This is a genomic window from Geomonas azotofigens, from assembly GCF_018919395.1.
In the GTDB taxonomy this organism is placed as follows: domain Bacteria; phylum Desulfobacterota; class Desulfuromonadia; order Geobacterales; family Geobacteraceae; genus Geomonas; species Geomonas azotofigens.
Window position 1 is genome coordinate 526,988 of record NZ_JAHLME010000002.1, and the last position, 15,814, is coordinate 542,801.

11 protein-coding genes and 1 other annotated feature are annotated in these 15,814 nt (G+C 59.8%); all 11 genes read right to left on the reverse strand.

Going from position 1 to position 15,814, the window contains the following annotated elements; genetic code table 11:
- Positions 1–151: 151 nt before the first annotated feature.
- Positions 152–1,987: an MXAN_6640 family putative metalloprotease gene (locus tag KOL99_RS07320; protein ID WP_236025878.1), complete on the reverse strand. Its 1,836-nt coding sequence runs from the start codon at positions 1,985–1,987 to the stop codon at positions 152–154.
- A gap of 32 nt (positions 1,988–2,019) precedes the next feature.
- Positions 2,020–2,526 carry a hypothetical protein gene (locus KOL99_RS07325; protein WP_216509819.1) on the reverse strand — a complete coding sequence of 169 codons (507 nt, stop codon included), beginning with the start codon at positions 2,524–2,526 and terminating at the stop codon, positions 2,020–2,022.
- A 162-nt stretch (positions 2,527–2,688) separates the two neighbouring features.
- Positions 2,689–4,173: a hypothetical protein gene (locus KOL99_RS07330; RefSeq protein ID WP_216509820.1), complete on the reverse strand. Its 1,485-nt coding sequence runs from the start codon at positions 4,171–4,173 to the stop codon at positions 2,689–2,691.
- A gap of 67 nt (positions 4,174–4,240) precedes the next feature.
- Positions 4,241–6,988, reverse strand: coding sequence for a tetratricopeptide repeat protein (locus KOL99_RS07335; protein ID WP_216509821.1), 2,748 nt, complete (start codon positions 6,986–6,988; stop codon positions 4,241–4,243).
- A 245-nt stretch (positions 6,989–7,233) separates the two neighbouring features.
- Positions 7,234–8,781 (reverse strand): 2-isopropylmalate synthase, encoded by a 1,548-nt coding sequence (locus tag KOL99_RS07340; RefSeq protein WP_216509822.1) that lies wholly within the window; start codon positions 8,779–8,781, stop codon positions 7,234–7,236.
- Positions 8,782–8,899: 118 nt separating this feature from the next.
- Positions 8,900–9,154 (reverse strand) — a binding site (T-box leader).
- A 181-nt stretch (positions 9,155–9,335) separates the two neighbouring features.
- On the reverse strand, positions 9,336–10,085 hold the full coding sequence (pssA, locus tag KOL99_RS07345) for a CDP-diacylglycerol--serine O-phosphatidyltransferase (protein ID WP_216510288.1): 750 nt from the start codon (positions 10,083–10,085) through the stop codon (positions 9,336–9,338).
- A 32-nt stretch (positions 10,086–10,117) separates the two neighbouring features.
- Entirely contained in the window at positions 10,118–10,777 is a 660-nt protein-coding gene (locus KOL99_RS07350; protein ID WP_216509823.1) for a phosphatidylserine decarboxylase family protein, read from the reverse strand.
- Between the two features lie 151 nt (positions 10,778–10,928).
- Positions 10,929–11,420, reverse strand: a complete 492-nt coding sequence (gene ilvN / locus KOL99_RS07355; protein ID WP_199393899.1) for an acetolactate synthase small subunit — start codon at positions 11,418–11,420, stop codon at positions 10,929–10,931.
- 26 nt (positions 11,421–11,446) lie between these two features.
- Positions 11,447–13,147, reverse strand: coding sequence for a biosynthetic-type acetolactate synthase large subunit (gene ilvB, locus KOL99_RS07360; protein WP_216509824.1), 1,701 nt, complete (start codon positions 13,145–13,147; stop codon positions 11,447–11,449).
- A gap of 155 nt (positions 13,148–13,302) precedes the next feature.
- On the reverse strand, positions 13,303–14,964 hold the full coding sequence (gene ilvD / locus KOL99_RS07365) for a dihydroxy-acid dehydratase (RefSeq protein ID WP_216509825.1): 1,662 nt from the start codon (positions 14,962–14,964) through the stop codon (positions 13,303–13,305).
- Positions 14,965–15,118: 154 nt separating this feature from the next.
- Positions 15,119–15,811, reverse strand: coding sequence for a tRNA (adenosine(37)-N6)-threonylcarbamoyltransferase complex dimerization subunit type 1 TsaB (tsaB, locus tag KOL99_RS07370; RefSeq protein WP_216509826.1), 693 nt, complete (start codon positions 15,809–15,811; stop codon positions 15,119–15,121).
- Positions 15,812–15,814 lie beyond the last annotated feature (3 nt).

Here is a 15,814-nt window from a genome sequence, read left to right on the forward strand (position 1 = left end):
CCCCGCCGGAATTCCGGCGGGGCCTTTTTTTGTCGTGAAACCCGACGTGTCATTAAGATGAAACTCACTATCGTACGGGTGCCCCCCTGTAGGGGCGAATAATCATTCGCCCGGCTTTTCAAAGCCCACATCCCATCTGCGATCTGAACGCTCAGGCCGCTGCAGCTTGCCGAGCCCTCCCCTTCAAGTAAAGCACGCCCCACCGCAGAGACGCCCCCAGCACCAACAGCAGCAGCCCCAGCGCCGCCGCCGGGTGTTCGACCGCGAAGATCAGCGGCAGCAACAGGCCGCGCACCCCGCTCTTCATCCACTCGTGCCGAGCGATCACGTCCGCGATCGGTGGGCTCAGCCGGTAATAGGCAGCCACGAAGAGTCGCCCGGGAGCATTGGTCATAAGGTAGTGGTCCCGGAACGCCCTGAGTTCGGCGACCTTCGGGTGCAGGTAGCTGCCGTATGCCGCCGTCGCGATGAAGCACCCTCCCCCGCCACCACCGGTGCTACTTCCGCCTGTGGTTCCTCCAGTGCTTCCGCCACTGTTTCCACCGGGTTCGGCGGTAGTCGAGGTACTGCCGTCGGTACTGAAACTGACTTGGTGCCCATCGACGTCGGTGGTATTGGCAACCGCCAGCACCACCTCGTCGGCAGCTGGGTTGAGGGAACCGAAGCCGGCCACTGTATAGGAAGCTCCACCAACATCTGCTGCAATCTCGCTGACCACGCCGCCAGACTTCTTCAGTACCGACACCTGGACACCGGTGGTTTTGGCTACGGAGACTGTGAGGTTCGCGACACCGGCCGACGGGATGAACCGGTAAAAGGCGAAGGTATAATGCGGCATCGTCACCACGTGGGAAGTGACGGGATAGCTTGAATAGCTAGCGGCGATGCTGGCGGGCGGGATCCTGTTGAGGTCGGCAACATGGCTTGACCAGTTCCCAGCATAAACCTTCTTGGCAAAGCCCAGTAAGTCTGCGGCCAGGGAACTGCCGTACGAGTTCACCAGCACCGAATCGATCACCGGCGGCATCTGCAGGTCACCGGCGGAGGTCTTCGGGCTGCTGGTTGGCGTGAGGGTACCGAGTTTTTCCCAGATGGAGCGGACCACCGAGGTGTTCTGGGTGTCGTGCTGTTCCGCCAGGTGACGGTTGAATATCCAGCGGCCGTATTCGGAGCCGCCGTTGAGAGCTGCATTGAGCGAAATGGTGGAGCCAAGCGGCACATAGTCGGTGAGGTAGCTGTAGCACTGGTTGACGCCATCGTAGACCTGGTCTTCCATCCAGGTGGAGGTGGCCTCGCCGTACCAGATGTCGAAGTAATAGTTATAGCCGAACTGGATGGCGTGGTGGAATTCGTGAGCCGCCGTTATCTGAAGCATCTGGTCCGCAGTGTAGAGACCGTTGACCGTGAACATGGAGTCACTGAACGCCTTGTCGATCTGTATGTAACTTCCGACAGAGACAGCCGGCGCAGTAGGAACCCGGTCTTCAGAGGTAAACCCGTAGGCTTGCTGCGTGGTAAGGTCCTGAAGGTAGACGTCGTATTTCGATGTTACCGGGGGAGGACGGTATCCCATGGTGGTGACCTCGGCGGCGTAGACCTCCTCGAACACCGCCGCGACCCGCTCCACATGGTCAGGCACGCTGTCGGCATCGAGGTCGGTGAGGTCGGGAGCGTCGGCGCCTGTTGTGGTGTAGTGGACGGTAAAGTGCGCCGAACTGTAGCTCGGAGAGGACGTGGGGGATGACTGCCCCGACAGCGTCGGCCTTCCGACGTACTTGGCCAGCGTCTTCTGCGTTGCCGGCTGCAGGGAAATGAAGTCGCGCTTCAAGTTACGGTACAAATCAGTGCGGCAGCGTTCGGCGTGATAGCTCTGAACGCCAAACACGCTCTGCAGTGCCTTGGCCAGTTGGGCCTGCTGCCCGAACTTCGACAGGTAGTAATCATCCAGCGACGAGGCGGAAACGACCGACGGGAAGAGCAGTGCCAAGCAGAGTAACCCAACAGATCTAAGTTTTGCCACTAGTCCACCATCCTTTTCCCCACGCGCAGTGGGATGAAACTTGTTTTGCCGTTTTCCACCTTTACCTCGACCCGCTGGTTACCGACCTGGTAGCTGCCGGCGGGGAGCGCGGTCACGAAGTAACCGTCACCGTCGGTTTGCGCCGCTGCCGCCGGTTTTCCGTCAACCAGGATGGGAACCTCGAGCATCGGGACAGGGTGGTACCCCCCTGCCGGTTTCAGCTTTCCGCCGTAAGACTGCACGTAGCAGACGCCAACCAGGGCCCCCGCACCGTCGGGCAGTTTTGCCTCCGTGATGCGCTCTTCCTTGGTTTCGACCACCGGAAGGAAACCTTCCCGCACTGCGACAAAGGGCGACAGCGGTGCAGGCTTACCGGCTACGAAAGCGGAACCGTCGAAGTGAAACAAGGCCCACAGCTCCGCCGGTTTCTTGGCGAAGGCGTGCACTGTCAGAGAGGTCAGGGCTAAAGTCAGAGCGACAAGGCAAAAGCGGATCCCGCTGGACATGATTGTCACCTGTAATGGATCGGATGGTGAGGCAAAAGATTTAGAGAAAAGAAGACTAACATTTCGCAGCAGGAAAAACAATTACAGTAAAAGGTATAGAAGAAATGTGATTGGGAGGGTTTCCTTTCAGGAGGCTACGAAGAAAAACAGCCTCCTCATGGTTCAGAAAGAAACAGAGAGCTGGATCCTGTGTACACCGCCGCCTGGGTAATGCCTGACCTTGTCCCACGCAGAAGAAAAGGGATTGCCCCCATCTCCGGATCCTGTGTCGGGCGTGGGCGGCTCCGGCTCCTTGTCGTGGGCATTGAACGGAATGAATTGACCAAATGCGTAGCGAAGTTGAAGCTTGTCAAACTGGTAACCTACACCGAAGGCCAAAAACAGCATCTGAATTCTATCAACGGCAAGCTCAGTGGTGCCGGCACCCGCCGTACCTAATCCAAGGAACTGGCTGCGCCAGTAGTCTATCTTGGCTGCTGGTCGTATATCCAGATACTGAAGCCCGGTACTGAAATGGAACCGCTCTCCCCGGTATTCCGCGGAGGCGTGGTACTGGCTGGAATCTATTCGGGCGGAGGCTATGTAGTTGTAATTACCGATCAGAAGCGATGGCCAGAAATCAACTACAGCGCGTGAATTTGCATAACCGCCGCCATCCAGGTCGAGTTCCATGCGCCGGTAATTGATTTCCGCGCTCCAGCGCTCCGACACCTGCCATCCGGCGCCCACACGGTACTGCCTCTTCTGTAAGCCGGCCTTGAGTCTCCCCCCTGGATTCCCGTCGGCAGTGAACTCCACATCCATCAGGTCCGCGTCAAGATCGGAGTAACTACCCACCAGGTAGTATCCGCCCGGCAGGTCCAGCCTCGCTTCACCGTCCCTGTTTTTGGGATTGCGAACATCCTGGTAATACTTCAGGTGCAGGTTCTTATAGTCCACACTCCCGCTAACCTGGTTTAGCTCCTGCTCCAGGTGCAGCGGCAAATTGCCGTAATGGCCGGATATCGAGACGTCGAGATTGGAAGCAAAATCGATGTAGGAGCGTTTATAGCCAAGTTTCAACCATGGGGCCACACCCAATTCCAGCTCACACGGCACTTCCACCTGACGTCGATAATCCGAATCAACCAGCGAAATCCCCAGCGACAATCGGTCCCGGTACTTCAATAAGGCCCCAGCACCGAACCAGTCAAAATGGTCGTTGGTGTGAAAATGAAGTTCTTCAACGTCACTGTCAGCACGCAAAGTGGCGGCGCGGTAACCATAGCCGGCCGCGAAGCTACCTTCCAGGTTGCCGCCCCAGGTGGTAAAAGGGGCAGCTCCGGCAAGTTCCAGCTTATCTGAAGTGGCTTTGCTCCCTTCCCAACGACCGCTGTAGATATAGGCTGTCGGCTGATATTCGTAAGCAGCCTCAACACGATATTTGCCTTTGCTGTCAAGAAACATAGGGGAGCTGAAATCCAGTCTTTCCTGGCGCCTGGGTAGCGGCTCCATACCGCCACGCCCGAGTGCGGAAACTCCGTCATCAACAAGAGTGCGGGCAAGGAGATCGCTGAGGGCGGACGCCGGCCGGGGACAGGCAATGAATAAAAGAGATACCAAAAGCAGATTGGCAAGAAGGGGGAAACAGTAGAACTTGACGGTCATTGAATGCGCCTTCGTGATTCTTTGAAAAAGCCAGGGCGGCATTGCGCCGCCCCGGCACGTGCATCAGTTAAAAGAAGCCCAGCAGGGATTTTGCCAACCCCTTGGTCGGGGTCCCGTAGAACTTGACCAGCCTGTCGTTTCTTACATGGTAGAAGTAACCGCCTAAGTAAGCATTAAAGTCGGTGTTAACATAGGAAGCAACGAGGGCCTTTGTAGCCAGGCTGAACTTATGTCTGCCAGCATAAATGTAGCCATTGCTAACTGCCAGAGCCTCAGTGTACCCTGGGAAAATACCTAGCGCAGTGTCGTTGCCACCACTTACTTTATGGATTTCATGGCTCTCAGCATAGGTGAGCGAATCCCACGTACCTTTAACATAGTAGATGTCAGCACCATCTGCGGTAACGGCAGTAATCCAGCTATTGTAGTCGGAGACAGTGGCGACCGGAGCTCCGAACGTGAAGTTACCTCCTGACACCTCTATCGGAACAAAGGCAGTGCCATTTGTCGTCCCCGCCACGGTAAAGAGTTGGTTCTGATACCAGAAAAGCAGGTTTGGGTAATCGGTCCCCCGCGCATACACAGAAGTTGAACCGTCAGCAGGATTAATTTTCTTGATAACGGCTTGGGTGTCGTAATCAACGACGTACAAGCTGGTGCCGTCGCTTGCTACTCCCCAAGGATATTGATTCAGAGCAGGAGACAGCACTTTGCCGCCTGCCATGGGGAGGATGCCGTTAAAGTTGGCGATGTTGTTGGCTGCCGTATTGTCCGGGAAGATGCCGTTCAGGGTATAATCCGGCAGATCGCTGGTGGGGTACACGTCGCATATCACAGGTTGAGTGTAGCCCATGCTTGAATTGGTGTACTCTGCGGCAACAGGGTTGCGGTATTTGGCGGAGAGATCGGCGTTCCTGGTTAGGTCATAGGCGAAGGTAGGCAGGTTCGACCTGGTCAGCGGGTTGGTGAAGAACTTGGTTACGTCCATCCTTACCTGCGCGCCATCAATAGTGATGGTTGCCGGGCCGGCAAGAGCTGCAGCGATGTTGTCAAGAGCGTTGGAGAAGTCCTGCTTTTCCACAGTAGTCCAGGTGGCGACGTCGATAGCTCCTGCCCCAAGAGTTCTGGCCTTGATGATGTTGAAAGCTGCAATGGATTGTGCCGATGCCTTCTTCGCATAAGCAAGGGCGGCTGCCATCTTTGCTTTACCATCCGCCTTGAGCACGAAAACGCTCGGGCTATTAATCATAGCCAGCGGGTCCTGTGCAATTGTGTCGTAGGTGTAGGGGGACGGCACATCGAAGTTGTAGGCAGTGGAGAACTTGAACATGGTCTGCAGCACGTTCAGAGCTGCGTCCAAGGTGTAAAACTCACCGGTGCCAAGAACTACGTCCTGCCCATAGAGGGGATTTCCCTGCATGGCGGCTGTCACGGTGAAGGTGGCCCCGGCAGCAGCCTCAGCTTTCTGCAACCGTGCGATCATCGTGTCGAACTTAGGGATGATCACGTTGTCGATCATAACCTGCATTTCAGACACAGTAGGAGCGTTAGTGGGAACCAGACCCAGTTCCTTCGCAACAGATTTGAAGCCCACCTTTTGCTGCGGCATGAGAGCGGCCATTTCCTTCAGGGCCGTCATCACGCGGGTAGCAGTAGGAACCGTGTTAGCAGTAGACTTGCCGACTCTCTTGGCGGTCACGAACTTCCCGCCGGTAAAGCTAAAGGAAGTCGTATTCCCAAACGGCAGACGCACAGGACTTACACCCTGCATAACCTGGGTGACCGACGGGTAAACAATCTCCCACCGCGCCGCTATTGCCTTGAAATCAGCGCTGTCTGCGATCATCAGGCCACCGGTAATGGCACCACCGACGTTGGCGTCGACATTGTTGGGATCAGCGGCGAGGGCAAGTTCGAAGCTGTTGTTGGCCCGCGCGATGTCCTGCTTAGCAAGGTACTGCTTTGCCTGTTGAACGTACATCTCAGCGGTATCGACGCTGGTCGCCGGAGGGGTATATGCCTCACCGGTTTGGGTCGCAATGTTGCTCGCACTGCTGCTGGAGATATTGGTGAAGACAGCAGGTGCAGTAGGCGCTTCAGCACTAAACACCGGCACCTGGTTCACCACAGCCGAACCGGAAAGAACCGCATCAACGTTACCGACCTGCGAAGTGCTGACTGCAACAACCACGAGGTTGTAGAGGTTAGCGTAGTTCACGGTGGTCGCATCCAAGCCATCCCTGCCGCCGTTGACTGCGGCAGAAATGCTGCTTTCGATGAGAGCCGGCTTGATAGTGGTCAATCCACTGGACACGACGGCGAGGGTTGCGCCGGTGGGGAGGGGATCGCCGAGAACAACGGTAGCGGTAGAAGTGGAAAGCTTTTGGGAAGCAACGACTACAGCCGCAGTGGACACAGCGTCGACGGTCTGCCCCGCAATGGTGCCAGGAACCACAAATTGTTTTTCCACAAGCTTTTTAAGGACCTGGGAGCCACGCTTGACCTTTATGACGTAATCTACGCCGGTTTTAAGTGCCGGGATGGAATAGCTGAAAGTGTTTCCACCATCAGTTGTCGGGTTGACCGATGCTACCTCGGTGCCGTCCAAGCTGTAAGCCTTGACGGTGACACTGGTATCAGTAGTTGCTGCAACTCGTTTTGCCAATACATCTGCGGCAACAGGAAACGTTGCCGAGCCAGTGATTGTTGCCGTTTGCGCAGCACCACCACCGCCGCCACCACATGCGGCCATCATGACAATGACAAGCATTGACAAGAGAACACAGACAAACTTCTTGATTAAACTTAATCTCATTATGCCATCCTCCCCTAAAATATGTTTCCAATCTAGTTAATCCAACTAAATTAGATCGCACATAGGTATCACAACACAGCTGCGAGCGCAATAAGCATTACAGCTAGTTATGGTCATTAAAGACCACACAGCCCCGATATTATTAAATAGTATTATTAAGTATGAGTACTATAAGGTACACTATAAAAAAAATCCCACTGACTAATAGTGTCAGTGGGATTTTTTGACTGCAGAAAATGTCTCTGTTACAGCGACTCGACGTCGCGCTCGGTGGCGAAGTAGAGACGGTTCAGGGCGTCGATGTACGCCTTGGCGGACGCCTCGATGATGTCGGTGGAGGAACCGCGGCCGACGACGGGGGTGCGCTCCCCTTCGGTGATGCGGACCGTGACCTCACCGAGGGCATCGGTGCCGCCGGTGATGGAGCCCACGTTGTACTGCAGAAGCTGCGCGTCGCGCTTGGCGAGCTTCTTGATCGCCTTCAGCGTCGCGTCGACCGGGCCGTCGCCCAATTCTGCCGTCCGCACCTGCATGCCGTCGATCTCCATCTGCACGGTGGCGGTGGCGACGGCGAAGGAACCGCAGGTCACGGTGATGTGGGAGAGCTTGTACTTCTCGTCGATCTTCTTGGTCTGGTCGGCGACGATGGCGTCGAGGTCCTCGTCGTAGACCTCCTTCTTCAGGTCTGCCAGTGCCTTGAAGCGGGTAAACGCCTTGTTCAGCGCTTCCTCGTCCAGGTCGTGCCCCAACTCCTCCAGTCTCTTCTTGAAGGCATGGCGGCCGGAATGCTTGCCGAGCACCAGGGCGCTCGCCTTGAGGCCGACCGACTCGGGGGTCATGATCTCGTAGGTCGACTTGTCCATCAGCATGCCGTGCTGGTGGATCCCCGCCTCGTGGGCGAAGGCGTTGGCGCCGACGATGGCCTTGTTCTGCTGCACGGCGATGCCGGTCACCTGGGTGAGCAGGCGGCTGGCCGGGGTCAGTTGTTCGGTGACCACGTTGGTCTTGAAGGGGAGAATGTCGCCGCGGGTCCTGATGGCCATGACGAACTCTTCCAGCGAGCAGTTGCCGGCGCGCTCGCCGATCCCGTTGATGGTGCACTCAACCTGCCCCGCGCCCGCCTGGACGGCGGCGATGGAGTTGGCCACCGAAAGGCCGAGGTCGTTGTGGCAGTGCACAGAGATGATGGCGTCCTCGATGTTCTTCACGTTGTCCTTCAGGTACTTGATGATGTTGAAGTACTCGAAGGGGATGGTGTAGCCGACGGTATCGGGGATGTTGACCACGGTGGCGCCGGCGTCGATGACCGCGCCCACCACCTCGGCCAGGAATTTCAAATCGGTGCGGACCGCGTCCTCGCAGGAGAACTCGACGTTGGCCGTGTAGGAGCGCGCCCGCTTCACCCCTTTCACCGCGGCCTCCAGCACCTGGGCCGGGGTCATCTGCAGCTTGTACTTCATGTGAATATCGGAGGTGGCGATGAAGGTGTGGATGCGCCCCTTGTCCTCGGCGTACTTGAGGGCCTCCCAGGCGCGATCGATGTCCTTGAAACCGGCGCGGCAAAGGCCGGCGATCTCCGGCCCCTTGATGGTCTGGGCCACCTTTTTCACCGCCTCAAAATCCCCTTCGGAGGCGATCGGGAAACCCGCCTCGATGACGTCCACGTTCAGTTTCTGGAGCTGCTTGGCAAGGCGGAGTTTCTCCTCGATGTTCATGCTGGCGCCCGGGGACTGCTCCCCGTCTCTGAGTGTGGTGTCAAAGATCTTGATGGTCTTCGGTTCCGTGTTGTTCACTTGCGCTTCCCCCTTGTGTGGTTATGCTGCCTCGTTAGCCTGCCCTTCCCCGCCTGCTAATTAAAACAGACGAGGTGGCAAAAACCAGCAGGCCGAAATAAAAAAAGCCTCCGCCCCAGTAAGGGGCGAAGGCTCTCGAAAGCTTCCGCGGTACCACCCTCATTCATCCGTCTCAAGACGGACCTCTTGCGCCCTTTACGCGGGCCGACGGCCGCGGCTAGTACCGATCGTTTTCCATCTCAGGAAAATAGAACGACCGTTCTTCACCACGACGGCTCCAAGGCGAGTTCACCTGCTTCCTCACCGGTTTGCACCAACCACCGGCTCTCTGTAGGGGAAGGGAAAGGCTACTACTCCTCATCACTGCCTTTAGTTTCGGGAGATAATAGAAAAGCCGCCGACGGCTGTCAAGCGCTTTTTGTTTTATTTTGACAACGCAGGCACTAAAACGGCGTTGTCCGAGGGACAACGCCGCGATCTTTTCGGCTAGCGAAACAGCAATTTCATATCCCGGCACGAAGCTGCCGTCTTCCAACGTAGAACCTAGAACCTGTCTACTGGTTCTTCTTAACCTCGTGCCCGCGGTGCATGGCACGCTCCAGGCGGCGCCGGCGCGGATAGGTGACCACGAAGCCGATAGGGCCGGAGAGGATGTAGCAGATGAAGATGGTGAAGAGCATGATCACCGGCTCGGCGGCGATAACGATCAGGAGCAGCACCGCCAGCACGAGGAGGGCAAAGGGCTGCCGCTTGATCAGGCTCGGGTCCTTGAAGGAGTAGTACTTGACGTTGGACACCATGAGCAGGGCCAGGAAGTAGATCAGCACCAGTATGGCTACCTTGTTATAGGAGGAGGGCCACCCCATGTGATAGAAGAAGAGCACCGTGGCCGAGACCATGCTGGCGGCAGCCGGCGTGGGGAGGCCGACGAAGCGCTTGCTCTCCACGGTTTCGACCTGGACGTTGAAGCGCGCAAGCCTGAGCGCCGCGCAGGCCAGGAACAGGAACCCGGCCAGCCACCCCAGGCGCCCGAAGGGCTTCAAGGCCCAGCAGTACATGAGCAGCCCCGGCGCCGCACCGAAGGAGACCACGTCGGCCAGCGAGTCGAACTCGACACCGAACTTGCTCGCGGTACCGGTCAGGCGCGCCACCTTGCCGTCGAGACCGTCGAAGATGGATGAAGCCAGGATCCACAGCGCCGCGGTGCGGAAGTCGCTGTTCACGGTGGACACCATGCAGTAAAAGCCGGCGAACAGGCTCCCGGCGGTGAACAGGTTGGGGAGGATGTAGATCCCCTTGCGCATCCCTTCCCTTTCTACTTTCGGTCTCTCTTCGCTCACGGCAGTATCCCCAGCACGGTTTCACCGGCAACGGTTTTCTGGTTCATGGCAACGTCGATCCGCGTCCCCAGCGGCAGGTACACGTCCAGGCGGGAGCCGAACCGGATCAGTCCGTAGCGGCGCCCGCGGGTCAGCTGGTCCCCCACCTTGGCGTAGCAGATGATGCGGCGGGCGATCAACCCGGCAACCTGCACCACCACCATCCTCAAACCGGTGGCCGATTCCAGCACCAGTCCCTGCTGCTCATTCTCGAAGGTCGCGCGCTCGTCGCGCACGTCATAGAACTTCCCCTTGTTGTAGAAAGAATCGACGACCTTGCTGGTAAGGGGAGCGCGGTTCACGTGCACGCTGAAAACGGACATGAAGATGCTGATCTTCTCCATCTCGGCGCCGGTATGCGGCTCGGTCACCTTGCCGAGGAAGATCACCTCGCCGTCGGCGGGAGCGACCACCACGTTTTCACCCGGAGGGGTGGTGCGTTCGGGGTTTCTGAAGAAGAAAATGGAGAACAGGGCGAGCAGCAGGAAAAGCGCCGCGGGGATGAAAAAGCCGAAATGCAGGAACTGGCCAAGCAGCGCCAGCAGGGCCGCGACTGCGGCGAAACCGGCGATGAACGGGTACCCCTCGACTGCGACGGGGGTATTTGTGTTGCGCATCTAGTACCTCTTGTCAAGTAGTTGTGCGGGAACAGCGGAGCCGGTGAGGCCTGTCGCGGAACCGGGACAGAAAAAGGCCGTTTCCGGACCCCTGCGCACCAAAGCGGGAGTATAGCCCGAAAACGGCCTTTCATGCAATGAAAAGAAGCTGCTACCCCTTCCAGGCCTTGGCGCCGCGCCCGATTACCACCGGGCCGGTGCTGACCAGTTCCTTAAGCCCCAGGGGGCGCAGCAGCTCGACCATGGCGCTTACCTTGGCCGGGGCCCCGGTGGCCTCCAGGGTGTAGGACTTCGGCGTCACGTCGATGACCTTGGCGCGGAAGATGTCGGCGATCCTCAGCACTTCGGCGCGGCTTTGATCCTCGGCGGACACCTTGACCAGCACCATCTCGCGCTCGATGGCGTGCTCGGGTTCGAAGTCGATCACCTTGATCACGTCGATCAGCTTGTTGAGCTGCTTGGTGATCTGCTCGATGATCTGCTCGTCGCCGCGGGTCACCAGGGTGATGCGGGAGAGCGCCTCGTCGTTGGTGGGGGCCACGGTGAGCGAATCTATGTTGAAGCCGCGCCCGGAAAAAAGTCCGACCACGCGGGAGAGAACGCCAAACTCGTTCTCGACCAGAACAGCAATGGTATGTCTCATATTACCCTCCTAAGGCAAGTGGCAGATTAGCTGGCAAGAACCATCTCGGTCAGCGAAGCGCCGGCCGGGACCATCGGCAGCACCTTTTCCTCGCGTGCGACCTTGAACTCCATCAGTACGGGGCCGTCGGTGGCGAACCCTTTCTTGATGACCTCGTCGACCTCTTCCACCTTGGTGGCCTGCAGGCCGGTGGCGCCGAAGGCCTCAGCGAGCTTGATGAAGTCGATGGGAAGTTCCATGCAGGTCGAGGAGTAGCGCTTGTCGAAGAAGAGCTCCTGCCACTGACGTACCATGCCCAGGAAGTTGTTGTTGAGAATGACGATCTTTACGTTGAGCCGGTTCTGCACGATGGTGGCGAGTTCCTGCATGTTCATCTGGAAGCCGCCGTCGCCGCAGACCACCATCACCTGGCGGTCGGGGAAGCCGGCCTGCGCCCCCATGGCGGCGGGGAGGCCGAAGCCCATGGTGCCCAGGCCACCGGAGGAGAGGAGCGTCCTCGGGGCGGTGAAGCCGAAGAACTGCGCGGTCCACATCTGGTGCTGGCCGACGTCGGTGGCGACGATGGCGTCCGGGTCGGACAGGGCGCGCAGCCTCTGGATCACGTACTGCGGCTTGATCACGGAGGTGGACTGCTTGTAGGTCATCGGGTGCTTCTTCTTCCACTCGTCGATCTCGGCGATCCAGGGGGCGAGTGCGGCCTCGCAGGCCTTGGCGTCCGGGCCGATCTCGTCGGCCACCTTGAGCATCTTCTGGAGCACGTCGCGCACGTCGCCCACGATGGGGAGGTCGACGCGGACGTTCTTCTTGATCGAGGTCGGGTCGACGTCGACGTGGACGATCTTCGCGTGCGGCGCGAACGAAGCGATCTTGCCGGTGACGCGGTCATCGAACCTCGCGCCGATGGCGATCAGCATGTCGCAGTGCGACACGGCCATGTTGGCGTAGTAGGTGCCGTGCATGCCCAAAAGCCCGAGGGAGTGCGGGTCGTTCTCCGGGTAGGCGCCCAGCCCCATGAGGGTGGTGGTGACCGGGATGCCGAGACGCTTGGCGACCGCGACCAGTTCCGCCGCGGCGTTGGCGAGGATGACGCCGCCGCCCACGTAGATCACCGGCTTCTTGGCCTGCATGATCATGGCGACCGCCTTCTCGATCTGCTTGGGGTGCCCCTCGACGGTCGGCTTGTAGCCGCGGATCTCGACGCTCTCGGGGTAGTGGAACTCGGTCTGGGCGATCTGGACGTCCTTGGGGAGATCGACCAGGACCGGGCCGGGGCGGCCGGTGCGGGCGATGTAGAACGCCTTCTTCATGATGGTGGCGAGGTCTTTGACGTCTTTGACCAGGAAGTTGTGCTTGGTGCAGGGACGGGTGATGCCGATGATGTCGGCTTCCTGGAAGGCGTCGTTGCCGATCAGGGCCGTGGGGACCTGCCCGGTGATGATCACCATCGGGATGGAGTCCATGTAGGCGGTGGCGATGCCGGTGATGGTGTTGGTGGCGCCGGGCCCCGAGGTCGCGATGGCGACGCCGACCTTGCCGGTGGCGCGGGCGTAGCCGTCGGCGGCGTGGACGCCGGCCTGCTCGTGCCTGGGCAGGATGTGCCTGATCTCCTTGAACGAGAAAAGCTCGTCGTAGAGGTTGATGACGGTCCCCCCGGGATAACCGAAGATCGTGTCGACCCCCTCCCGTTTGAGACACTCCAGCAGGATGCGTGCTCCGTTCAGCTTCATGTTGTACCCCCATGCCGCGGCAGAAACCTGCCGCTATTGATCGATCCCGCGCTTGGTAAGCGCCGAATCACTAGTAATGAAGACGTCCCCTGAGGCCGACCCTCCCCGGTGAAAGGAGGGCCTCCCTCTGCCCCTTGGTAAAGGGGGTCGGGGTTTTATTCAGCGGTGGTAATTGCGCCGGTGTGGGCGGAGGTTACCACCTTCGCATAGCGGGCGAGCCAACCCTTCTTGATCTTGGGCTCGGGCGCCACCCAGCGGGCGCGCCGGTTGGCCAGTTCCTCATCGCTCACGAGAAGCTTCAGGGAGCGGGACGGGATGTCGAGTTCGATCTGGTCGCCGTCTGCAACGAGGGCGATGGGACCGCCCACGGCCGCCTCGGGCGAGATGTGGCCGATGCAGGGGCCGCGGGTGCCGCCGGAGAAGCGGCCGTCGGTGATGAGCGCCACCGAGTCGCCCAGCCCAAGGCCCATGATGGCCGCGGTGGGCGCCAGCATCTCCCTCATGCCCGGGCCGCCCTTCGGACCTTCGTAGCGGATCACCACCACGTCGCCGCTCTTGATCTGGCCGTTCATGATCGCTGCCATGGCAATGTCTTCCGAGTCGAAGCAGCGCGCGGTACCGGTGAACTGCATCATCTTTTCGCCCACGCCTGACTGCTTGACCACGGCGCCCTCGGGCGCGATGTTGCCGAAGAGGACGGCGATGCCGCCTTCCTTCTTGACCGGCGCATCAACCGGATGGATCACGCTGTCGTCCACGGCCTTGAGGCTCGCCGCGATCTCCTTGGTGGAAAGACCCATGAGCGTCGGGCAGTCGTGGATCTTGTCCCCCAACTGCTTCATGACGCCGGCCACGCCGCCGGCGGCGTCGAGGTCTTCCATGAAGTGCTCGCCCGCCGGGTTCATGGAGGCGATCTGCGGGGTCGTTTTGGAGAGGATGTCGAAGGTCTCAAGCGGCAGTTCCACGCCGGCCTCGTGGGCGATGGCGAGGAGGTGCAGCACGGTGTTGGATGAGCCCCCCAGCGCCAGGTCGACGCGGATCGCGTTCTCGAACGCCTCGCGGGTCATGATGGAGCGCGGTGTCACGTTCTCGCGCACGAGGTCCACGATGCGCTCGCCGGAGGCGAAGGCGATGCGGCGCTTGAGCGCGGAAACGGCGAGCGCGGTGCCGCAGCGCGGCAGGCTCATCCCCATGGTCTCGGTGAGGATGGCCATGGTGTTGGCGGTGAAGAGCCCCTGGCAGGAACCCATGCCAGGGCAGGCGTTCTCCTCGCAGCGGGCCAACTCCGCGTCGTCGATGACACCGGCCTTGTAGCGTGCCATTGCCTCGAAGGTGTCGGTGACGAAGGAGTACTTGCGGCCGGCGTCGCCGCGGCCGCTCATCATGGGGCCGGCGGTGACCACGATGCACGGGATGTCGAGGCGCGCGGCGGCCATGAGCATGCCCGGGGTGATCTTGTCGCAGTTGGTCAAAAGCACGAGGCCGTCCAGGCGATGCGCCTCGGCCACGGACTCGACCATGTCCGCGATCAGTTCGCGGGTGGGGAGCGAGTAGTGCATCCCCTTGTGTCCCATGGAGATGCCGTCGCAGACGCCGGGGATGCCGAAGAAGAAGGAGTACCCCCCCCCGGTATGGACCCCTTTCTCGATGAAACGCTCGAGATCCCTCATGCCCACGTGTCCAGGGATGAGGTCGGTGAAGCTGGTGGCGATGCCGATGAAGGGTTTCCCCATCTCGCTTTGCGGCAGGCCGGTTCCTTTCAAAAGGGCGCGGTGCGGGGTGCGCTCCAGCCCTTGGGTGATCATGTCGCTACGCATGCAGTTCTCCCTGCGCCGGCGGGAACCTTGTTCAGGATCGCCAAACCGGCTGTTGGTCTTACCAAAAGCTTAGTAGTTGAGAGCAGTTACCGGAAACGGTAGGAAGGGACACGATAATACATTAAAACCAAGCTGTCAACCGGCTAAAACGGCGTTAAACAGACTCGCGCTTTCTCTTGGCGATCTCGGCCTCGGAGGCGCGAAGGTAGGTGGGGTTCAGGTGGGCAAGCGGGGTGAATTTACCCTCGCGGGCGGCTTCGCGTGCGATGACCGCTCCGGCGCAGGCGCGCGGCAGGTGGGCGTGCCAGGGGGGGAATATGGCGAGGTCTCCCAGGGTGTCCCGGATCAGGTCGCGGTAACGCACCGCGCCGTCGCCGACGAAGATGGTGGGATGATTCACCAGCGCGAGGAAGTCCTTGGGGGAGAGCACCGTGTCCGGGATCACCGCGTCGGGAAGGGCGCCGCAGCGGTACAGGGCGCCGTACACCTCCCCTTTCCTGGCGTCGAACATGGGAGCGACCTGTTCGGAGCTGTAGGGGAGGTTCATGGCCAGCATGGCGAGCGAGGAAAAGCCGACCACGGGTTTCCCGGTGGCGAGGGCGAGTCCCTTCACCGTGGCGATGCCGACCCGCACCCCGGTGAAGGATCCGGGACCAAGGGAAACGGCGAAGCAGTCGAGCCCCTCGGGGGTGAGTTTGGCAGCCTGCAAGAGGCTCGCGATGGACTCCATGAGCCGCCCGGAGTTGCTGCGGTCCTCGCCCAGGAGGCACTCGCCCAAAAGGGTCGCGTCGTCGCTCAAGGAGACCGAGGAGCAGTTGCTGGAGGTATCGACGGTGAGTATCTTCACGTG